Raw genomic sequence first — 22,633 nt, 5'->3', positions numbered from 1 at the left:
AGAAAATTTTAGAACAATAGAGAAGTGTTGAAATATAGCATCCATTTTATTTTATCTAGTTGATTTTGGTATTATTTGTTTTGTTTTTTATTTTTTCAAGATCTTTTAATAAAAGAGAAACGGAGCTAGACGAATATTTTTTTTTATTTACAATTGCGCATATTGTTGATGAAATAAATGGTTTATTTATTTTTTTACAAATCATTTCATCAGAGTAATCTACCTGATCAGAAATAATAGATTGTGGAACAATAGCTATTCCCATATTGTTTTGAGCCCACAAAAAACAGGTTCGTGCATCGTCGGTAATGCAATAATAATTCGGAATAATGTTTTGCTCAGAAAAATATACATCTAGGATTTTTTTCCAACGTTTATAAATAATAAGAGGCTGGCTTGCTAGAATTTTATCTATATTTTCATAATCAGCTAACATTCCATTCGCAGAACAGGTTGACGTTTCCTTAGTGTATGTACTGCTTTGAGTAGTTTCAGCAAAAAAACGTTCATTGCCTACGGCATAAAGATTATTATTCTCTAATTCTAAAACCTGAAAATCCTTTGATTCTGTAAAAGGAGTTCGAACTATGGCAATATCTAAATGTTTTGAATTAACCATATCGACAAGAGTATAGGTGTTTTCTTCAGTTAATATAAAATTTATATCGGGATATTTTTTTGCAAAAGGCATGATAATTTTTTGTAAAACATAATTGTTTATTGATGAAACTATACCGATTCTAATTGTTCCACGAGTACCACTTTTGGTGTCGACTATTTCTTTTTTTAAATCCTCCGTTAATTCAAGAATATTTTTAGCACGATTGTAAAAAATTTGTCCGGCATCAGTAAGTGTGACTTTTCTAGAACCACGAATAATTAGTTTAGTATTAAGCTCTTCCTCAAGAAGTTTAATTTGCATACTAAGAGGAGGTTGTGTCATGTGAAGTTTTTTTGCAGCAGCATTAATTGTTCCTTCATCTATTATGGTTGTAAAATAAAGCATTTGTTTTGTATCCATATGTTCTCCTTTTTGATGAAAAAGTGTATTAAATCTAATTATAATACAAAAGATATACAAAAAATATATAGTATGTATTTGTTTTTTATTATTTTAATATAATTGGTTAGATGATACAATAAAAAAGTATAACAAATCAATATTTTGAAGAAAGGATTGATAATGAAATCTTTATTAGTTTATTTAAAAGAGTATAAAAAAGAATCTTATTTAGCACCTTTATTTAAGATGTTAGAAGCAACTTTTGAATTAATTGTTCCACTTGTAATGGCTAGAGTAATTGATGTAGGTATTAGAAATTCTGATGTGCCTTACATTATAAAGATGTGCTTAGTGCTTGTTGCTTTTGGAATATGCGGATTAGCTTCATCCATTACAGCACAGTATTTTGCTGCTAAAGCGGCAACAGGATTTGCAACTAAAGTGCGTCATGTTCTTTTTTCGAAAATTCAAGAATTTACATATTCACAGCTTGATAAATTTGGAACAGATACATTAGTTACAAGAATGACAAGTGACATTAATCAGTTACAGTCAGGTGTAAATTTGGCGTTACGTTTATTTTTACGTTCGCCATTTATAGTATTTGGGGCTATGATTATGGCATTTACAGTTGATTCAAAATCAGCAATGATTTTTGTAGTAACGATTCCGGTATTGGCTGTTGTAGTTTTTGGAATTATGCTTACTACAATTCCACTTTATGCAAAAGTACAGTCTAATCTCGATAAAATCATGACAAGTACAAGAGAAAACTTATGTGGAGTTCGTGTAATTAGAGCATTCAATATAGAGAAAAAAGAAAAACAAAAATTTGAAGCTAATAATGAAAAACTAAATTCATCACAGCAGTTTGTTGGAAGAATTTCAGGTTTAATGAATCCACTTACTTATGTGATTGTTAATCTGGCAACGGTTTATTTGCTATATAAAGGAGCAATAAGAATAGACAAAGGTGTTTTGACAAGTGGTCAGCTTATTGCACTTTTAAATTATATGTCTCAAATCTTAATTGAACTTATTAAATTAGCAAATTTAATTATCCAACTTACAAAAGCTGTAGCATGTGGTAACAGGATAGAAGATATTTTAAAAGAAGAACCAAACATGAAAGAAGGTTCTGTAGAGCAGATTGATTCGGATAATGAAGAAATTGCAGTAGAATTTAAACATGTATCGTTACGTTATGATGAAGAAGCTGGATTAGCGCTTGAAGATATTTCATTTTCAGCAAAAAAAGGACAAACAATCGGTATTATTGGTGGTACAGGAAGTGGAAAATCTTCTCTCGTTAATTTGATTCCTAGGTTTTATGACGTAAATGAGGGTTCGGTTAATGTTTTTGGAAATGATGTAAAAGAATATAAGAGTTCTATTTTAAGAGAAAAAATAGGAATGGTACTTCAAAAAGCTGAATTGTTTGCAGGAACGATTGAAGAAAACCTTCGATGGGGTAATCAAAACGCAACAAAGGATGATATCGAAAGAGCACTTGATATTTCACAGGCAAAAGAGTATGTTCAGGCCAAAAAGGATAATATAAAATACTTTGTAGAACAAAATGGAAGAAATCTTTCAGGCGGTCAAAAACAACGTTTGACAATTGCAAGAGCTCTTATGAAAAATCCAGAGATACTTATTTTAGATGATAGTGCTTCAGCGCTTGATTTTGCGACAGATGCTAAACTTAGAATGGCAATCAAAACTTTAAAAAATAATTTGACAACATTTATTGTTTCACAAAGAGCAGCATCAGTACAGTATGCAGATTTAATTTTAGTTCTTGATGATGGCAAAATTGTTGGTCAGGGAACACATGATGAATTGATAAAAACTAATGAAATATATCAAGAAATTTATTATTCTCAGTTCCCAAAGGAGGAAGTTGATGGCTAAAATGAATAAGATAAATCAAGGACAAAAAGAAACACTTAAAAAAGTTTTAAAGTATATTAAACAATACAGAAAGTATTTGATAACTTCTATGATTTTGGCTTTTATAACGGTTGTTTTAACTTTATATATTCCAAAAATCACAGGACAAGCTGTCGATTATATGATTGGCAAAAACAATGTTGATTTTAAGGGCGTAATTACAAAAATTGTTACAATAATTACGTTTGTAATTATAACAGGCTTGGCACAATGGTTTATGAATTTATGCAATAATAAAATGACTTTTTGTGTAGTAAGGGATATTAGAAATGATGCTTTTAAGAAAATAGAAAAATTACCTTTAAAGTATATTGATTCACATTCATATGGTGAAATTGAAAGTAGAGTTATTGCAGATGCGGATCAGTTCGCAGATGGTTTGTTAATGGGATTTACTCAATTGTTTACAGGTGTGATTACTATTTTAGGTACATTATTGTTTATGTTTAGTATTAACATAATAATTACTTTTGTTGTTATTTTGGTGACACCTTTATCATTTTTTGTTGCCGGTTTTATTTCAAAGCATACATTTCAAATGTTTAAAAAACAGTCAGAAATAAGAGGCAAACAGACCGCTTTTATAAATGAAATGATAGAAGGACAAAAAGTTGTAAAAGCATTTAACAGACAGCAAATCACATTGGAGAAATTTGATGAAATAAATGATAAATTAAATGAGTGTTCTTTAAAGGCTACATTTTTTTCATCACTAACAAATCCAAGTACAAGATTTATTAATAGCTTGGTTTATACTGGTGTTGGTATTGCGGGAGCAGTTTCAGCAATCAATGGACGGGTCACAGTAGGTCAACTTAGTGCTTTTTTAAGCTATTCAAATCAATATACTAAACCGTTTAATGAAATATCAGGAGTTGTTACAGAATTACAAAATGCAATTGCGTGTGCAGCAAGATTATTTGAATTAATTGAAGAAAAAGAAGAGATTAAAGAAGCTGATGAGGCTATAGTCCTAAATGATGTTGAAGGAATTATTGGAATTGATAATATGAGTTTTTCATATGTGCCTAATCAGCATTTGATAGAGAATTTTAATTTATCTGTAAAACCAGGTCAAAAGGTAGCAATTGTAGGCCCAACAGGTTGTGGGAAAACAACTCTAATTAACTTATTAATGAGATTTTATGATATAACAGCCGGGAAAATCACTGTAGATGGAAATAATATCAAAAATGTAACTAGAGGCTCATTAAGAAATAGTTACGGAATGGTATTGCAGGATACTTGGTTAAAAAGTGGAACAATTCGTGACAATATTACAATGGGGAACCCATCTATAACAGAAGAAGAAATGATAAATGTTGCAAAAACATGTCATATTCATTCTTTTATAAAGCGTTTACCTAAAAAATATGATACAATAGTTTCGGAAAATGGCGGCGATTTTTCACAAGGACAAAAACAGTTGCTTTGTATAGCAAGAGTAATGATGAGTAAGCCATCTATGTTGATTTTAGATGAAGCTACATCTTCAATAGATACTAGAACAGAAATAAAGATACAAGAAGCTTTTGAAAAATTAATGGAAGGCAAAACGACTTTTATCGTAGCACATCGACTAGCCACCATAAGAAGTGCTGATATTATTTTGGTAATGAAAGATGGTTCAATTATAGAAAAAGGAAACCATAAGTCATTAATGAATAAAAAAGGTTTTTATTATGAGCTTTATCAAAGCCAATTCCTTGGAAAAGAAATATAGTTTTAAGGAGATATTATGGTTAAATTAGTTGCGACAGATATGGATGGTACTTTGTTAGATAGTTCTAAAAATATGCCAAAAGATTTCAAAAAGTGGGTACTTTCACATTCGGATATTAAAACAGTTATTGCAAGCGGAAGACAGTATTACACTTTAGAAAAAGATTTTATGGATATAAAAGATAATCTTATTTTTATTGCAGAAAATGGTGGACTTGTTTTCGAAAAGGGTAAAATAATCTATAAAAATGAAATTCCTAAAGATGATATTGCAAGGTGTGTAAAATTTATTGAACAATTTCCTACAGCACATATGATAATTTGTGGGGCAAAAAGTGCATATATGCATGATAGTACTTCAGCTGATGTTATAAAAAATGCAACAATGTACTATGAAAAGTTAGAGTATGTCAGTGATCTTTTGAAAGCAGCACAAGAAGATGATATTGTCAAAATTGCTGTGTTTTTTGAAAACAAGGAGGCAGAGAAATTTTATGAAAAATTTAAAGCTGTTCCCAAATCATTAAATGCTGTTCTTTCAGGTATCAGCTGGATTGATATAGCATGTAAAAATGTAAATAAAGGTGTTGCAATTAAGGCTATTCAGGATACGTTTTCTATAACCAAAGAAGAAAGTATGGCTTTTGGAGATTATTTAAATGACTATGAAATGTTAGCAAGCTGTGCGCAAAGTTATGCGATGTTAAATGCACATGATAAAGTTAAAGAAGTTGCAAATTATATTACAAAAAGTAATGACGAAGATGGCGTTATGTGTGTATTAAGACAATTGTAGTAAAAAGAGTGTTTTTTTACAAATTTAAATAAAAATAAAGCATAAATAATAACATTATAAATTTAAAAAGAAAATCTAAGTAAGAAAATAACGTGCTTAGATTTTCTTTTTTTATTAAAGTTCGTCTCTTATTATATTTCATCAAGTATTAAAAGCTATCTAATACATATATTTTTTAATAATTAAAGCTCATCTTTATATCTCATTCTAATAACTGTAACTGCTGCCAAGTAGAAAACAAATGCATAAATAAGTTCGATTCCAATGTAATGAAATGTTTGTATAATGCTACCATTACTGTAGTTTTCTGCAAATTCGCATCCTTTGATATACCAAAAAGATGGTAGAAAATGAGATATTTTTAATACGTTTTCACCAAGGTAATTGATAGGAATAAAAATACCACCTAAAAAACTAAAGAATAGAGCAACTATATTTGTAACAGCAGAAATATAAACATCTTTTTTTATAATTTGGCCAAAGAAATATGCAAGTGAAAGTGTCATAACCATATAGCCAAATGCATTTAGGAAAAATAGAGCACCGTTTATTGTGAAAATGCTTTGCCCAATAATTATAAATGAAAGTATAGCAAATACAGAATATATAATTAATCCAAGTGTTGCAATTCCTAGAAAAATTTCAAAATTTTTCTTAGAGAAATGATACGAAGAACACTGAATTCGAGCTGCTAATTTTCTGGTGTTTAGTACTTTTAAAATTGATATTCCACAAATAAATGCCGTACAAATAAAAATGTAACCTAAATATGAAAAGAAATAATAGCGCATTGTAAAAGTTGAAGACTTTTTACTAACAAGATTTACTTCTGCGTGTATTTTAGATATTTTTTCAGCATAAGAGAGACTTTCGCTAAGGCTATGTCCCTGGTTTGAATAGGCAAGAGCTGTGGATAAATATCTATTAATTAAATCTTTCATCATGTTTGATGTCATAGTATTTGAAATTGAGTAGGTATCTATGCAGTTGTTGCCATTCTTTTTAATAAAATCCTCTGAAAAACCCTTAGGAATGATTACTACAGCGTCAACACTTCTGAAAAATAAATCATCCTGAATTGTTTCTTTTTTAAAGGAATTAATATTATAGCTTTCTGTGTTTTCTTTAATGTATTTGCTTAAAAGCTTACTTTCGGTAGTGCAATCCTTATCGCAAAGTGCAACAGTTAATTTTATATTTTTATATTCACTTTCAGATGGCGATGCAACTTTAGCAAGAAAAATCATAGTAATACATAAAAATATAACAATATATGTAATTAGTTGCCCGATTTTTGATCTTAATATTTTCAAAAATAGATTATATATTGGCATAACGGTTCCTCCTAATAAAAAAGTAACTTACAAGGCAAAGAATAAATGCAATTGCGCCTAGGTAAAAAAGGTTTGTATAATAACGATTTAAAGAGTCATATACATTTAAAGAATAAAGTGCATCTGACATTACAGTTGCAGGGTTTAGGCGATTTAAAATTGGGTAATTATGCTCAATCATAATTCGGACAGAAGGAGCACAAAGATCATCGGCAACTGAAAGTATCATACTAAAAGAAGTGGCCAAACCCAACTTACCACCAAGTGTTTTAGGAAACGAAAGGGAACCTATAAGGATTCCAAGTGAAAGACCACAGGCATTTCCGAGTAATAAAACAGGAAAAATTTCTAAAATTCTATCACCAAAATTTATTCTTAAAATATACTTCATATAAAAGAATGCAAGTGAAGAAACTAAAAACTGGAAAAATAAGCCAGCCAAAAATTCAGCTAATATAATTATTGAGCGTGGCGTTGGTGCGATGCTTCTTCGTGCACCTAGTGACGATAAATTCCCTTGAAAACAGTAAATTTGATCGATTCCACTAAATACTGCAAAAAGGCTAGACATTGCAAGTACAGCGTAAAAACTAGAAACTAAATTGTCTTGAGTGCCATGAGTTTTTAATTTGTCACGACAAGCGTAAACATTTGTAAAATTCATGGTTTCACGTTTTTGCAGGTACTCATCTAAAAAAGTGCTAAGTACAGATTCTTTTAGATTATTTCCTTTTACGGAGAGAGATATTTTATCATCAACATAGAAAATACCTACAATTTTTTCATCATCAAGTGCCTGTAGAGCTTTTTTTTCGTTCATATCTTTAAGTTTTAAAATAGCATTGTCGCCATCTGACATTACATCTAATACCTGATCAAAAATTGGATCGTTATGGTGATGTATAACAACAACAGGTATAGGTTTAGCTAATTCTGTTGTTTCTGTAATGTTTCCAAAGGCTGCGTACATGAAGCTAGATAATGCGATAGGAAACAATAATGTCCAAAATAATATATCTTTTTTCCTAAGAAAAGTAATAAAACAATATTTAAAATAATGAATAAACATGATAAACCTCCTAATTATCTTTAAGTATAGTCTTGACATTTTTTGAGATGTTATACATTATCTCTTAACTCAGTTCCTGTAATTTCAAGGAATACATCATTTAAAGTAGGGGTTTCAGAAGATATCCTTCCTAAATTACCAGGATGTTTGCTTAAAATATTCATAACATGAGCTAAATTGTTGCGACCACCTTTAAAAGTAAGATTTAAAACATTATCATTATAGGAATAACTAGAAAAGTTAGGAAGCTTAGCAAATTCTGAAGAAAAATCTGATGCTAAATCAGCTACTTCAATCGTTATCTTTTCAGTTTTATGAATCATTGCTTTGAGTTCGTCTTTTGTTCCCATCGCAATGCTTTTGCCTTTGTCCATAATTACAATTCTTGAACAGAGTTGCTCAATTTCTTCCATGTAGTGTGAAGTATAAATAATTGTTGCACCTTTGCGATTTAATTCTTTTATTCCATCAAGAATTTTATTTCGACTTTGTGGATCTACAGCAACAGTTGGTTCATCGAAAAAAATAAGTTTTGGTTTGTGAGCAATTCCACAGGCAATGTTCAATCTTCGAAGGAGACCGCCGGATAGTTTTTTAGGTTTAAATTTATAAAAATCTGTAAGTTCTACAAAGTTTAAGGCTTCTTCAACATATTGCTTACGAATTTTTTTGTCTTTTATATATAGACCACAAAAATAATCAACATTTTCATAGACAGTAAGATCGTCAAAAACAGCAACATCTTGCATAACTACGCCAATATCTTTTTTTATATCATAAGAGGTAGCCTTCATTTCTTTTCCGAAGACTTTAATTGAACCCTTATCATATGTTAAAAGAGCTAAAATGCAGTTGATAGTTGTAGTTTTTCCAGAACCGTTTGGGCCAAGTAATCCAAGAATTTCACCCTCGTCAACTGTTAAATTAAAATGATCAAGTGCAACAAGTTCTTTGTATCTTTTTACAAGGTTATTAATTTCAATTACATTAGACATAAGTTTTCCTCCAATTTATTTAATATTCTAATAATATAATTTACATGGTATATTTTTTATGATTTAATTATATAAAAAGTATAATTATTGTATAAGTGAAGAATGTCAGTAATTGTAAGTGACAAATGTCATGAAAATGGAGGAAAAATGAGACAAGAATTATTAGATAAGGGGATAGTTTTTGCGTGTGGCTTTTTGTCTTTATATATTATAGCTGCAGATGAAGCCATAGTAATTGCGAGTTTATTAGCAATTATTATTACATTATTGCCAAATATAAAATTTGGTGTTGAAAAATGTGACATAACATATTTAGTAGAGTTTTTTGGGATATTATACATTTTAGCAGGAATAAAATGGTTGGTATGCTTTCCGTTTTACCCATTGATTGCCTACGATTTTTTTAAGAAAAAAAGATATATTGTTATCGGGGGCATTTTTGCTATTTTAATGTATTATCTTCTTATAGCACAGAATTTATATTCAGATGTAGAGTCTATTGATAAGCAAAAAGAAATATTTATCTATACTATATTACTATTACTTATTAGTCTTAGATTATCTTTTGTTTCTCAAAAACGTGGAATATTAACTGAAAAAATAAAAAAAATGCGAGATGATAATCAAGAAAATGAAAACTTTTTAAAAGAAAGAAATAAGATTTTGTTAGAACAGCAGAATGTTGAGATACGTATGGCTACTTTAAAAGAGAGAAATAGAATTGCGCGAGAAATACATGACAATGTTGGTCATATGCTAACAAGAGCAATTTTGCAAACAGGTGCATTAAAAGTACTTGAAAAAGAAGAAAAGTTAAAAGAGCAGTTAAATGACTTACAACAGACATTAAATGTTGCTATGAATAATATTAGAAACAGTGTGCATGATTTGCATGATGATTCAATTAATTTAGAAAAAGCAGTAAAGGAATTGATAATGGCTTTTCCAAAGTTAGATATTGACTTTGAATACGAAGTTGAAAATCAAATTGATAAAAATATTAAATATGGTTTTCTCGCAATTATAAAAGAGGCTTTGACTAATACCTTAAAGCATAGCAATGGAAATAAAGTGAGAATCGAAATAGTAGAAAATCCAGGTTTTTATAAACTTGTCGTTACAGATAATGGAACAGAGATTCAAGAAAATTTTGTTGGAGGAATGGGAATTTCTAGCATTCAAGAAAGAGTTGAAACATTGAATGGAGTATTAAGGATTTCAACAGACAATGGATTTAGGATTACTATCACAATTTTTAAATAGGAGGACATAATGAAGAAAAAAGTAATTTTAATTGATGATGATAAATTAGTTACAATTTCCTTAAAAACAATTTTAGAGAATAATGGTGAGATTGAAGTGGTAGCAACTGGAATGGACGGAGACGATGCAATTGAATTGTATAAAAAATATAAACCAGATGTGGTTTTGATGGATATTCAAATGAAAAACAAAAGTGGTTTATCGGCAGCAGAAGAAATTTTGCATGAAAATAATAGTGCTAAAATATTATTGTTAACAACATTTCAGGATGATGAATATATAGTAAAAGCATTAAATATAGGTGCAAAAGGATATATTTTAAAACAAGATTTTGAATCAATTGAACCAGCAGTTATTGCGGTTGCAGCAGGTCAAACTGTTTTTGGAGGAAAGGTTATGAGTAGAATTCCTCAATTAATGGGAAAAGATAAAGGCGATAATAGTTTGATTTTTGAGGAAAAGGGAATAAATGATAAAGAAATGGATATAATTAAACAAGTCGCAGACGGCAAAAATAATAAGGAAATATCGGATATTTTGTGCCTTTCAGAAGGAACAGTTCGTAATTATCTAAGTGTGATTCTTGAAAAACTAGAATTAAGAGACAGGACACAACTTGCAGTATTCTATTTGAAAAACAAATAATCTATAACTTAATATTATATCATATTCGCTGAAACTAAGTCGATTGACATATTTCACAAAACATAAATAATAAACTCTTTATAATTAAAAGATAAAGAGTTAAAGAGAAAAATACGAAATAACTCATGGAGCGGTTGTCTTAATTTTTATGTTATTAATTTGTATTTTTTAATTATATTTTTATAAAGAATTCATTTACATGAAAATCAATAAAAATTTTATAATAATAACTTAATTATGCGAAATATAAACTACGGCAGGAGGATGTAATATGAAAAAAAGAGGTTCGTTGAAACTGACGATAATTATGGTCATTGTACTAAGTGTTGTTATAACAGCTACAGTTATAGATATTTTCTCAATAAATAAAATTATAGCAACAAATAAGTCTCAGACCGCATCTTATAGGGAAAGACTTTTAGAAGATCAAAAAATCGCTTTAAAAAATGAGGTTCAGGTTGTAGTAAGTTATATTGAACATGTCTATGAAAAACAACAGAAAGGTAAGATTTCAGAAAAGGAAGCAAAAAACCAATGTGCTGATTTTGTTAGAAATATGAAGTATTCTGACGGAGAGGGATATTTTTGGATTGATACATCAGAAGGAGTGAATGTTGTTTTACAGGGAAGAGACATTGAAGGTAAAGATCGTAGTGATTTAGTTGATCCAAATGGTGTAAAGTACGTTCAGGCCATCCTAGATGCAGGCAAAAAAGAAGGCGGTGGATATGCTGAGTATAGTTTTGCAAAAGAAGATGGAGGAACACCATTACCTAAATTAAGTTATTCGGTTCAGTTTAAACCATATAACTGGGTTATTGGTACAGGTGTATGGATTGATTATATCGATCAATTAGAGTCTGAATATGTTAAAGAGGCCAATGTTGCATTGAGAAATAATTTGATTCAGACATTTGTGATTTTGGTAGTTTTGATAGTCTGTGGTACTATTTTCGCAATATTCTTTGGAAGACGTTTGATAAATCCAATAATTATGATTACACATCAGATGATGTTAATGTCTAATAGTGATTTTACAGAAAATGACGAGTTAGCTAAAGTTAGAAAGATAAAACGCCATAATAATGAGGTTGGACAAATCGCAGAAGCGCTTGATGTAATGCATGAAAATATCAGAAATCTTATGATTAAAATATCGGATACAACGGAATATGTGGCATCTGCAGCAGATGAATTATCAGCAAGTGCAATTCAATCAGCAGAAGCAAGTGAAATGGTGGCAGAATCATGTACTAGTGTAGCAGATTCATGTACTATGCAGATATCATCAGTTTCAGATACAAGTAATCAAACACAACAACTAGTTTCTAATATGCATAATTTTGAAGAAGCTATAGTTAATACCGGAAATTTAGTAAAAGAAACGAATGATTCGGCTGCAAAAGGTGCATTGGATATGAATAACGCAACAGAGATGATGAAAACAATTAAAGAATCTGTTGAGTATACATCAGGTGTTGTTGAAAGCTTAGGTGAAAAATTAAAGAATATTGATACGTTTGTAGATACTATTGCAGGTATTGCAACACAGACAAATTTACTTTCGTTAAATGCAAGTATTGAGGCCGCAAGAGCGGGTGAAATGGGTAAAGGATTTGCGGTTGTAGCAAGTGAGATTAGCCAACTTGCTGAACAATCAAATCAGGCAGCAAGCAATATTACTGAGTTAATTAATGATATTACAAAACAATCAGAAGAAGCCGTAGAATCAATGAAGAATGGTGCGAAAAATGTTATGGAAGGTAGTGAAGTTGTTGATGAGGCTGGTTCAACGTTTAATCATATTCATGACATGGTACTTTCAATCTCTGAGCAATCAGATAAGATGAGCGAAATTGTTGGAGATATTAGTCAAAGTACGGATTCAATAGAAAACAATATTGAAAGAATTGAAGAAATGAGTAAGCATATTTCGGATGAGACACATAATGTATCAGCTGCATCAGAAGAGCAAGCAGCATCTACTCATGAAGTAGCTAGTGCATCAGAAAAATTAGCAGAAAGTGCACAAGGATTACAAGGATTTGTATCGAAATTTGATTTTTAAGGTGAAAAATGTAAAAATATTTTGTATAAATTAATATATAAAAATGTAAATAATCATGGTGAAATGTACAAAATCACCATGATTATTTTTATGTAAAATTAAAATGGCTTATGAAACAACGTAAAAGTTAAATTAAAATTAAATTAATTCAAAGATAATGAAAATATATAAAAAATACAGAGTATTGCAACTTTTAACAATAAATGTTAGACTAATTGAGTGATTAATCATTAAGAAAAATTAATTCAAACGTTTGTAATTAAAGCAAAAACAATTAAAAAAATGCAAATTCGATAAAAAACAAAGCAAATAAATGTTTTTTCGAAATGTGTTTGGAGGAAGGTTTATGAAGAGAATTTTAAATTCACTATTATGCTTTTGCATGGTAGTTACAGCTGTTTTATGCGGTTCTAATCCAGTTAAAGCAGCATCAATCCCTAACAATGCTAACTTGCTAAATACATATGGTTCAGTTTTTGACCATGTTGGTACAGCAATCGAAGCACATGAAATTCTAAATCCTAATAAATTAAATTATGCTTCAAAAGAGTATAACAGTATTACAGTAGGAAATGAAATGAAACCTGATTACATCTTAGGATGGCAGGCAAATACTATGTCAGTTCAACAGGCTAAACAGATGGGCTATTATATTCCAAGCAACTATAGAGAGCAGACAATTCCAAGACTTGATTTCTCAACAGTTGATAAAATGTTAAAAGCTTGCTATGACAAAGGGTTAAAAATGAGAGGTCATACATTTGTATGGCATAGCCAGACACCAGACTGGTTCTTTAGAAGAGGTTTCACAAAATACGGTAATTATGTAAGTCAGGCTGAAATGGACGCTAGAATGGAGTTTTATATCAAAACTTACATGAACCACGTTTGCCAAAGTAAATATGGTAGCATCATTTATGCATGGGACGTTGTTAATGAGTATTTACATGCTAATTCAGCACCTTCAGGATGGCAGAAAATTTACGGTAGCAACCTCGGTTCTAGAGCACCTTTCGTAAAAAAAGCATTCCAGTATGCTTACGAAAGCCTTGAATACTTCAAACTTACAAACAAAGTTCATCTTTTCTACAATGACTATAATACATACATGGAAGTTAATGATGTAATTAACTTAGTTGATTATGTAAATAGTGGTAAAAAAGTTTGTGCTGGTGTTGGTATGCAATCACACTTAAGCTCAAATTATCCTTCACCTGCTTACTATAAACAGGCTTTACAGGCATTCTGTAGAAAAGGATATGAAGTTCAAATTACAGAATTAGATGCTGGTGGTAAAAATGATACAGACCAGGCTAATTATTTCTACAATATCATGAAGGCAATCCTTGATTGTAAAAAAGCAGGTGGAAACATTTCTGCAGTAGTATGGTGGGGATTAGCTGATGATACATCATGGAGAAGAAATGAAAAACCATTATTATATTCAAGAGATGGTGTTAAAAAACCTTCATACAATGCTGTTTTACAGGCATTCTTTGATTCTGGATATAAAATGGGAGGAAATAATCAGCCAAGTAACCCACAACCAAGTAACCCACAGCCAGGCAATTCTAAAGGAAATGTCAGACTTTCAGATGGCTGGTATTACATCAAAAATGTAAATTCACAGAAATATTTACAGGTAGCTGGTAACAGAGGTGCAGCTGGTACTAACGTTGAGATTGGACACGGAACAGGTGTACAAGGACAAAAATGGTACTTACAGAACACATCAGATGGTTACATTACTTTAAAGAGTGGTTTAGGTAACTTCATGTTAGATCTTGCTTATGGTAAAAATGAAAATGGTACAAACCTTCAGATTTACAATGCAATGGGACACGATGCTCAGAAATTCTATTTACAAAAAGCAAATGGAAACAACGTAGTTACTATTGCAACAAAAGTAAGTAATGGATCAAAGAGTGTTGATGTATATAACTTCGGTAAAAACGATGGTACAAATGTATGCCAGTGGAGTACATCTGGTAATGTAAATCAACAATTTATCTTCGAGCCTGTTAGATAATTTTATATATTTATGATTATATAGTATTTATAAATATATAGCACTGATTGGCAAGAAAAATTTTAAGACTGTCAGATATATTTTGGCAGTCTTTTTTATAGGAGGAAACTATGAAAATAAAAACATTAGGTATGTCACTTTTGACGCTTTCCTTAGTTACAAGTATTATGGGGGCATCAGTATTGCCTGAAAAACTTACTGTTACAGAAGAAGTTAAAGCAGCAGATGCAAGCTCTGCTTTTAACGGAATCCGTTTGGCAAAAGGTTTAAAAGAAGGAAACAATCCTTGTATAACACAAAAATATAGTGCAGATCCATGTGCAATGGAATATAACGGAAAAGTCTATGTATATTCAACAAATGATGGAACAGTCAATCCAAATGGTGGATATGTAAAAAAGAATACATATGAACAAGTTAATCAGATTAATGTCATGTCTTCAGAAGATATGGTTAACTGGACAGATAATGGCACAATTAATGTAGCTGGTAGGAATGGTGCAGCAAAATGGGCAACTAACTCATGGGCTCCATGTGCAGCACATAAAAAGATTAACGGAAAAGAAAAATTCTTTTTATATTTTGCAAATAACGCAGGTGGAATTGGAGTTTTAACAAGTGATTCGCCAACAGGACCATGGAAAGATCCAATTAATCGTCCACTAATTACTAAATCAACTCCAAATTGTGGAAATGTAACATGGTTATTTGATCCAGCTGTACTTGTAGATTCAGATGGAACAGGATATTTATATTTTGGTGGAGGAGTTCCTTCAGGAAGAAATGCTAATCCTAAGACAGCAAGAGTTGTAAAATTAGGAAGTGATATGACAAGTTTAGCAGGGGTTCCACAAGAAATAGATGCACCATGGATTTTAGAAGATTCTGGAATCAATAAAGTAGGTAATACATATTACTATTCATACTGTACAAACTGGGCAGGTGGACCTTTAGGAAATGCAAAGATTGCATATATGACAAGTAACAGCCCAATGGGACCATTCAGATATCAGGGCGTTTGCTTAGATAATCCAGGTTCATTCTTTGGAACAGCAGGTAATAATCACCATTCTATCGTTCAGTTTAAAGGTAAATCATATATTATCTATCATTCAGAATGGTTAAATAAAAAAATATATGGTTCACAAATGGGTTATAGAACAGCACATGTAGACGAAATATCTATGCAAAATGGTCGTATTTCACCAGCCAGAGGTACTTTAAAAGGTGTAAACCAAATTTCAAATGTAAACCCATATACAGTAAATCAGGCAGAAAATATGTTAGATCAAGGTGGAATAAATGTCTATGGTTTAGGTGATACAGCAGTATCATATAACAGAGGATCATGGACTAAAGTTTCAAAAGTTGCATTTGGTAATGGTGCAAAAAATATAACAATTACAGCAGGTTCTAAAAATGGTGCGGTTATTAAGGTTGTTGAAGGTTCACTCAATGGACGTACAATTGGATACGTTACAATCCCAGCAACTAATAATGCATATTCATACAGAAATGTTACTGCAAGTGTGAATGTAAGTGGCACAAAAGATATTTATTTTGTCGCTTCAGGAGATGTTGTTGTTGATAAGTGGCAGTTCTCTACATCAAACAATCAGCCAAGCAATCCAGAACCAAGCAACCCACAGCCAAGTAACCCACAACCAAGCAACCCACAACCAAGCAACCCACAGCCAGGCAATTCTAAAGGAAATGTCAGACTTTCAGATGGTTGGTATTACATCAAAAATGTAAATTCACAGAAATATTTACAGGTAGCTGGTAATAGAGGTGCAGCTGGTACTAACGTAGAAATTGGACACGGAACAGGTGTACAAGGACAAAAATGGTACTTACAGAACACATCAGATGGTTATATTACTTTAAAGAGTGGTTTAGGTAACTTCATGTTAGATCTTGCTTATGGTAAAAATGAAAATGGTACAAACCTTCAGATTTACAATGCAATGGGACATGATGCTCAGAAATTCTATTTACAAAAAGCAAATGGAAACAACGTAGTTACTATTGCGACAAAAGTAAGTAATGGATCAAAGAGTGTTGATGTATATAACTTCGGTAAAAACGATGGTACAAATGTATGCCAGTGGAGTACATCAGGTAATACAAATCAGCAGTTTATTTTTGAAAAAGTAAATTAGTTATTATAGTTAATAAATGATAATAACTGATTAAAAAAAATATAATCAAAGAGAGGACCTCATTTTATATAGATTCTTTTGAGAAAGCATATATAATTTCGAGGTCCTTTTTAAAAACAGAGGTAGGAAAATACATGACATTACAACAGTTAAGATATTTAGTTACAGTGGCTGAATGTGGAAATATTACAGAAGCAGCTGAAAAGTTGTTTGTTAGCCAACCAAGTTTAAGTGTGGCAATACATAATCTTGAAAAAGAAATGGGTTTAGTTGCTTTTGAAAGAAGTTCTAAAGGTGTAGTGGTTACAAGAGATGGAGAAGAATTACTATCATTTGCGCGAATGTTGCTAGAACAAGCTGAAATTATGCAGGATCACTTTAAAAAACAAGAAAAAAGTTTACCAAAATTTAGTGTTTCGTGCCAACATTATTCTTTTGCGGTAAATGCATTTGTGGATACAGTAAAAAGGTATGATGCAGATAGTTACAGTTTTATTCTAAGAGAAACCCAAACAGCAGAAATAATAGATGATGTGGCAAGGGGAAAAAGTGAACTAGGAATACTTTATTTGTCACAATATAATGAAGACGTTTTAAGTAAATTGATCAAAAAAAAGGATTTGATTTTTGAGGAATTATTTGTAGCAAGCCCACATGTATTTATTTCTGATACACATCCTTTGGCAAAAGAGAAAGAAATAAAAATAGAACAGTTAAAAAAATATCCATATTTGGTTTTTGAACAGGGTGATAAAAATTCATTTTATTTTGCAGAAGAATTTTTAAGCGTTTTAAGTATGCCAAAAACTATACAAGTGAGAGATAGAGCAACTTTGTTTAATCTAGTAATAGGCTTAGATGGTTTCACGGCAAGTTCTGGAATAATTGATTCAAATCTTAATTCATCAAGAATAATTTCTAAGAAATTATCCATGGATTGTGTTATGAGAATAGGGATAATAAAACGTCCAAATTCTATTTTGAGCCGTTTTGCAACTTATTATTTGTTGAGATTGAATGAGATACTTGACGATAGTTTAAAACTATGATAAATGTAAAAAAAATATATTATAATAAAAATAATTTATGTGTTAGAATATGATTCATAAAATAATTATTAAATTTTAGGAGGATTTTATGAATAGTGTTTTAACAAAAGTGAAGTATGATTTTGTGGGAAGTTTTTTAAGACCACAGGCATTAAAGGATGCGAAAAAAGAATTAAATGAGGGAAGAATAACAAGGGAAGATTATGATCGTATTGTAGAGTATGAAATAATCAAATTAGTGAAAAAACAAAAGGAATTAGGATTTAATATCATTACAGATGGTGAATTTAGACGTAGCTATTGGCATTTAGATTTTATGTGGGGATTTGAAGGAGTAGAGCATCGAAAAGGTGGAAAAGGTGTACAGTTTAATGGTGAGGTTGCAGCTTTAGATGACACATTTTTAAATGGAAAAATCAGAGCAAAAGCACATCCATTTGTTGAATATTATAAATTTTTAAAAAAATATGAAGATGAAAATACAATTGCAAAATACACAATTCCGGCGCCAGCACAAATGTATCAGCAAATGATAGTTCCACAGTATTATGAGATTACAAAAAAATACTATAGAGACAATGAAGAATTAATAAATGATATTGCTATAGCATATCAGGATGTAATCAGACAGTTTTATGATGCAGGATGCAAAATATTGCAATTAGATGACTGTACATGGGGAGCAATCGTTGGTGATGCTGCAAAACAAAGATATCAGTCATTAGGAATAGATATCGAAGAAGTAAAAGAACAGTTACTTAAGGTAAATAATCTTGCTTTAGAAAACAGACCAGAAGATATGATAATTAATACTCATATTTGTCGAGGTAATTATCATTCAACTTTCTTTACAAGTGGCGGATATGAATCAGTAGCAGATTATGTTTTTGCAAAAGAAAATGTAGATGGATTATATCTAGAATATGATGATGAAAGATCAGGTGGGTTCGAGCCATTAGCAAAAGTTTCAGAAGATAAAAATGTTGTTTTAGGATTAATAACAACAAAAAAACCGGAGTTAGAGGATAAGGAATTCATTAAAGAGAGAATTTATAAAGCAGCAGAATATATAGATTTGGATAGACTATCTTTGAGTCCACAATGTGGTTTTGCATCATGTGAGATAGGTAATAAGTTAAATGAGGAAGAGCAATGGGCTAAATTAAAGCTGGTAAAAGAAATTGCAGACGAAGTGTGGGCATAAATGAAATATAACTTATAAAATGGTGTTTCATTTATTAAATAAACTTTTATTAATAAAAATGGTTTTGCATTATATAATTTAAACATAGGGGAATATAATTCAAATAAATACAAATATTTTTTTAAAAAGACATTGTGCGAATTCAGGCAATAAGCCTTGTATTTGTATGATGTCTTTTTTATAGTCAAAAAAACTAAAAAGGGGGTTGACTTTGAAACATATCCATAGTATTATAATTACAGTCAAAGTGACTAATAAAAAGAAGGTAGATATTATGAGTAAACAACAAACAGAAAAAGAGTTTTTAAAAGCATATAATCCTAATAAGTATGAGAGACCATCTGTTACAGCAGATATTCTTGTTTTTACAACGATTAAAGATGAATTATATTTGCTTATGATTCAGAGAAAGTCACATCCGTACAAGGATTGTTGGGCAATTCCGGGAGGATTTGTATCAATGGACGAAACTGCTAAAGAAGCAGCAATACGTGAGTTATATGAAGAGACAAGCGTAAAAGATGTGTGTTTAGAGCAACTATATACATTTTCAAAGGTGGATAGAGATCCTAGAATGAGAGTTATTTCTATTGCATATATTGTGATGGTTCCTTTTGAAAAGTTGCAGTTTAAATCAGGTGATGATGCGAAGAATGCAAGATTATTCTTAGTCAAGGCACAAGCTAATAATGAATTTGAACTAGTCTTAAAGAAAAAAGATAAGATAAATGCAAAATGTACAACAGATTTTCAAAAAGAATTAGATGAAAAAGAAGAGGATTTTGTTTTGCGGGAAAAAGATTTGGCATTTGATCATTATGAGATTATAAAAATGGCAATCAAGAGAATGCGTGGGAAAATCAAATATTCAAACATAGCATTTTCATTTTTGAATGATTTGGATGATTTTACATTGACTGAACTTAGATATATCTATGATGCGATAAATTCGCAGAAAGCAGATATAGGCAATTTTAGAAGATTTATCAAAAGAGAATACGAACAAAAAGGATTTATTGTTCAAAATAATTCAAAAAGAATTGAAAGAGGTAGACCAGCCACAACATATAATTGGGCTAGAGAAAGGAGTTTGATTTTTGATGAGTAAAGTGTTAGTTGTTGTAGATATGCAAAATGATTTCATTGATGGTTCGTTAGGAACGAATGAGGCATGCCAAATAGTAGAAAATGTAGTTGATAAAATTAATCGTTTTGATGGTGAGATAATAGCGACTTATGATACACATCAGGTTAATTATTTAGAAACCGCAGAAGGCAAAAACTTACCTGTTAAGCACTGTATAGAAGGTACAAAAGGGTGGGAGCTAAATCCTAAAGTTAAAGATGCTTTAGAACAAAAAGAAAAAACTAACAAAATAACATACATAAAGAAACCAACATTTGGATCGGTAGAATTAGGAGAAATCCTTTTGGCTAAGAATCCAGAAGAAATAGAACTCGTTGGATTGTGTACAGATATATGTGTTGTATCAAATGCTTTAATTATAAAGGCAAATTTACCAGAAACATTAATATCAGTTGATGCATCATGTTGTGCAGGTGTAACAGTAGAAAAACACAAAGCTGCAATAGAGACAATGTCAAGTTGTCAAATTAAAATAAAAAATTATTAGCAAAATGCTTAAGGAGAAAAAATGGATATCAAGAAGAATAACATATATTGTAAAAGAAATATTGGAATGATGATGGATTTATACGAGCTAACTATGGCTAATGGATATTTTAAACAAGAAAATGCACAAAAGAAAGTTGCATTTGATGTGTTTTTTAGAAGAAATCCTGATCAAGGTGGATTTTCAGTTTTTGCTGGATTAGAGCAAATCGTAGAGTATATAGAAGGACTTCATTTTAGTGATGATGATATAGAATATTTAAGAAGTTTACATCTTTTTACAGAAGATTTCTTGGAATATCTAAGAAACTTTAAGTTTACAGGAGATGTATATGCTTTTAGAGAAGGAACAATTATGTATCCTAATGAGCCAATTATCACTGTTGTTGCAGATTTAATACAGGCTCAAATAGTTGAAACAGAAATACTAGCGCAGATTAATCATCAAAGCTTGATTGCAACAAAGGCAAGAAGAATCGTAAAAGCTGCAAATGGTCGTCCGGTTTCAGATTTTGGTGCAAGACGTGCACATAATAATGATGCAGCAATATATGGTGCAAGAGCTGCATTTATTGGAGGTGCAAATGGAACAGCTACAGTGTCTGCCGGTCAGTATTTTGATATTCCAATTGGTGGAACGATGGCACATAGCTGGGTAATGTATTATGAAGATGAGCTTACAGCCTTTAGAAAATTTGCAGAAATATATCCAGATAACTGTATTCTTTTAGTTGATACATATGATGTAGTAAAATCAGGTATTCCAAATGCAATTAAAATTTTTGACGAAATGAAAGCCAATAACATTCAGTCAAAGAATTTTGGAATTCGTATAGATAGCGGTGACCTTGCATATCTTACAAAAGTAGCAAGAAAAATGTTAGATAAAGCAGGTTACAAAGATGCTAAAATTGTTATTTCAAATAGTTTAGATGAATATACAATTACTTCTATTTTGAGCCAAGGTGGTCAGGTTGATTCATTTGGTGTAGGCGAAAGAATGATTACATCAAAATCGGAACCAGTATTTGGTGCAGTTTATAAACTATGTGCAGTAGAAAATGAAGGAAAAATGGAACCTAGAATTAAGATTTCTGAAGCTATAGAAAAAATAACAAACCCTGGCTTAAAAGAAGTCTATCGTATATATAATGAGGATGGTCAGGCAATTGCTGATTTATTGGCACATAAGGATGAAGAAGTTAACATGGAAAATGTTTATAGATTTATCGATCCAGAGAAACCATGGAAGAAGAGAGAATTTGTAAACTGTACAGCAAAGAAACTTCAGAGACTTGTTATTAAAGAGGGTAAACGTGTTATAGAACCTGAAAAGGTAACAGACATCGCCGCTTTTGTAAAAAAACAGCTTGAAACTGAAATCTGGGAAGAAGAACAACGTTTTGAAAATCCACATAAACATTATTTAGATATGACAAAATCATATTATGAAATGAAAATGAATATGTTGGATAAATAAAAGAACATCTAAACGAAATTTAAAATGTATTTTACCAAAGATTTAGAAAATACATTTTGGGTAAAAAAATGTAAAAATTTTACTTTTATTAACGAACCACTTGCATAACAACCGGCAAGACTGTATTGCAGATTTAATAATCAATAGTAATCTATAGCAATAGATTAGATTGATTATTGAGGCAATATGGTCTTTTTTGGTTTCTATAACCGGAAAGGTAGTACTCGA

17 protein-coding genes are annotated in these 22,633 nt (G+C 30.8%); 13 read left to right on the top strand and 4 right to left on the bottom strand.

Annotated features, from left to right (window positions below):
• Nucleotides 1-55 precede the first annotated feature (55 nt).
• A complete protein-coding gene (locus BLV79_RS06650) occupies nucleotides 56-1,021 on the bottom strand; it encodes a LysR family transcriptional regulator (protein ID WP_074717343.1) in 966 nt (321 codons plus the stop codon).
• A gap of 162 nt (nucleotides 1,022-1,183) precedes the next feature.
• Between BLV79_RS06650 and BLV79_RS06645 the strand changes: the two genes are divergently transcribed.
• From BLV79_RS06645 to BLV79_RS06635, 3 genes are read left to right on the top strand one after another with little or no spacing between them, the layout of a single operon-like run.
• Nucleotides 1,184-2,917, top strand: coding sequence for an ABC transporter ATP-binding protein (locus BLV79_RS06645; RefSeq protein ID WP_074717342.1), 1,734 nt, complete (start codon nucleotides 1,184-1,186; stop codon nucleotides 2,915-2,917).
• Nucleotides 2,910-4,679, top strand: coding sequence for an ABC transporter ATP-binding protein (locus BLV79_RS06640; RefSeq protein WP_143470226.1), 1,770 nt, complete (start codon nucleotides 2,910-2,912; stop codon nucleotides 4,677-4,679). The genes BLV79_RS06645 and BLV79_RS06640 overlap by 8 nt, the downstream gene beginning before the upstream one ends.
• A 15-nt stretch (nucleotides 4,680-4,694) precedes the next feature.
• Nucleotides 4,695-5,474 carry a Cof-type HAD-IIB family hydrolase gene (locus BLV79_RS06635; RefSeq protein ID WP_074717328.1) on the top strand — a complete coding sequence of 260 codons (780 nt, stop codon included), beginning with the start codon at nucleotides 4,695-4,697 and terminating at the stop codon, nucleotides 5,472-5,474.
• A 182-nt stretch (nucleotides 5,475-5,656) separates the two neighbouring features.
• On the opposite strand, the gene BLV79_RS06630 is transcribed toward BLV79_RS06635, so the two are convergent.
• The 3 genes from BLV79_RS06630 to BLV79_RS06620 are packed head-to-tail and all read right to left on the bottom strand — an operon-like array spanning nucleotide 5,657 to nucleotide 8,872.
• Nucleotides 5,657-6,808, bottom strand: coding sequence for an ABC transporter permease (locus BLV79_RS06630; protein ID WP_074717327.1), 1,152 nt, complete (start codon nucleotides 6,806-6,808; stop codon nucleotides 5,657-5,659).
• Entirely contained in the window at nucleotides 6,795-7,877 is a 1,083-nt protein-coding gene (locus tag BLV79_RS06625; protein WP_074717326.1) for an ABC transporter permease, read from the bottom strand. The genes BLV79_RS06630 and BLV79_RS06625 overlap by 14 nt, the downstream gene beginning before the upstream one ends.
• A gap of 50 nt (nucleotides 7,878-7,927) precedes the next feature.
• Complete coding sequence (locus BLV79_RS06620; protein ID WP_074717325.1) at nucleotides 7,928-8,872, bottom strand: ABC transporter ATP-binding protein; 945 nt, start codon at nucleotides 8,870-8,872, stop codon at nucleotides 7,928-7,930.
• Between the two features lie 147 nt (nucleotides 8,873-9,019).
• On the opposite strand from BLV79_RS06620, the gene BLV79_RS06615 reads away from it, so the two are divergent.
• The 10 genes from BLV79_RS06615 to BLV79_RS06570 all read left to right on the top strand — a co-directional run bounded on the left by BLV79_RS06615 (nucleotide 9,020) and on the right by BLV79_RS06570 (nucleotide 22,405).
• Nucleotides 9,020-10,135 carry a sensor histidine kinase gene (locus BLV79_RS06615; RefSeq protein WP_074717324.1) on the top strand — a complete coding sequence of 372 codons (1,116 nt, stop codon included), beginning with the start codon at nucleotides 9,020-9,022 and terminating at the stop codon, nucleotides 10,133-10,135.
• Between the two features lie 9 nt (nucleotides 10,136-10,144).
• The gene (locus BLV79_RS06610; protein ID WP_074717323.1) at nucleotides 10,145-10,780 is read left to right on the top strand and encodes a response regulator transcription factor; all 636 of its coding nucleotides are present in this window, start codon (nucleotides 10,145-10,147) and stop codon (nucleotides 10,778-10,780) included.
• Nucleotides 10,781-11,051: 271 nt separating this feature from the next.
• Nucleotides 11,052-12,848 carry a methyl-accepting chemotaxis protein gene (locus tag BLV79_RS06605; protein WP_074717322.1) on the top strand — a complete coding sequence of 599 codons (1,797 nt, stop codon included), beginning with the start codon at nucleotides 11,052-11,054 and terminating at the stop codon, nucleotides 12,846-12,848.
• A gap of 346 nt (nucleotides 12,849-13,194) precedes the next feature.
• The gene (locus BLV79_RS06600; protein ID WP_074717321.1) at nucleotides 13,195-14,877 is read left to right on the top strand and encodes an endo-1,4-beta-xylanase; all 1,683 of its coding nucleotides are present in this window, start codon (nucleotides 13,195-13,197) and stop codon (nucleotides 14,875-14,877) included.
• Nucleotides 14,878-14,987: 110 nt separating this feature from the next.
• On the top strand, nucleotides 14,988-17,039 hold the full coding sequence (locus tag BLV79_RS06595; RefSeq protein ID WP_074717320.1) for a family 43 glycosylhydrolase: 2,052 nt from the start codon (nucleotides 14,988-14,990) through the stop codon (nucleotides 17,037-17,039).
• A 134-nt stretch (nucleotides 17,040-17,173) separates the two neighbouring features.
• Nucleotides 17,174-18,088: a LysR family transcriptional regulator gene (locus BLV79_RS06590; protein ID WP_074717317.1), complete on the top strand. Its 915-nt coding sequence runs from the start codon at nucleotides 17,174-17,176 to the stop codon at nucleotides 18,086-18,088.
• 88 nt (nucleotides 18,089-18,176) lie between these two features.
• On the top strand, nucleotides 18,177-19,292 hold the full coding sequence (locus BLV79_RS06585) for a 5-methyltetrahydropteroyltriglutamate--homocysteine S-methyltransferase (RefSeq protein ID WP_074717315.1): 1,116 nt from the start codon (nucleotides 18,177-18,179) through the stop codon (nucleotides 19,290-19,292).
• A gap of 274 nt (nucleotides 19,293-19,566) precedes the next feature.
• The gene (locus BLV79_RS06580) at nucleotides 19,567-20,400 is read left to right on the top strand and encodes an NUDIX domain-containing protein (protein ID WP_074717312.1); all 834 of its coding nucleotides are present in this window, start codon (nucleotides 19,567-19,569) and stop codon (nucleotides 20,398-20,400) included.
• Nucleotides 20,393-20,926: a cysteine hydrolase family protein gene (locus tag BLV79_RS06575; RefSeq protein WP_074717310.1), complete on the top strand. Its 534-nt coding sequence runs from the start codon at nucleotides 20,393-20,395 to the stop codon at nucleotides 20,924-20,926. Before BLV79_RS06580 ends, BLV79_RS06575 begins: the two co-directional genes overlap by 8 nt.
• A gap of 21 nt (nucleotides 20,927-20,947) precedes the next feature.
• Nucleotides 20,948-22,405, top strand: coding sequence for a nicotinate phosphoribosyltransferase (locus tag BLV79_RS06570; protein WP_074717308.1), 1,458 nt, complete (start codon nucleotides 20,948-20,950; stop codon nucleotides 22,403-22,405).
• Nucleotides 22,406-22,633: the final 228 nt, after the last annotated feature.

It is taken from the genome of Lachnobacterium bovis DSM 14045, assembly GCF_900107245.1.
In the GTDB taxonomy this organism is placed as follows: Bacteria; Bacillota; Clostridia; order Lachnospirales; family Lachnospiraceae; genus Roseburia; species Roseburia bovis.
The sequence above is the reverse complement of the archived record's forward strand: the minus strand, read 5'-3'. Positions and strand labels throughout refer to the sequence as shown.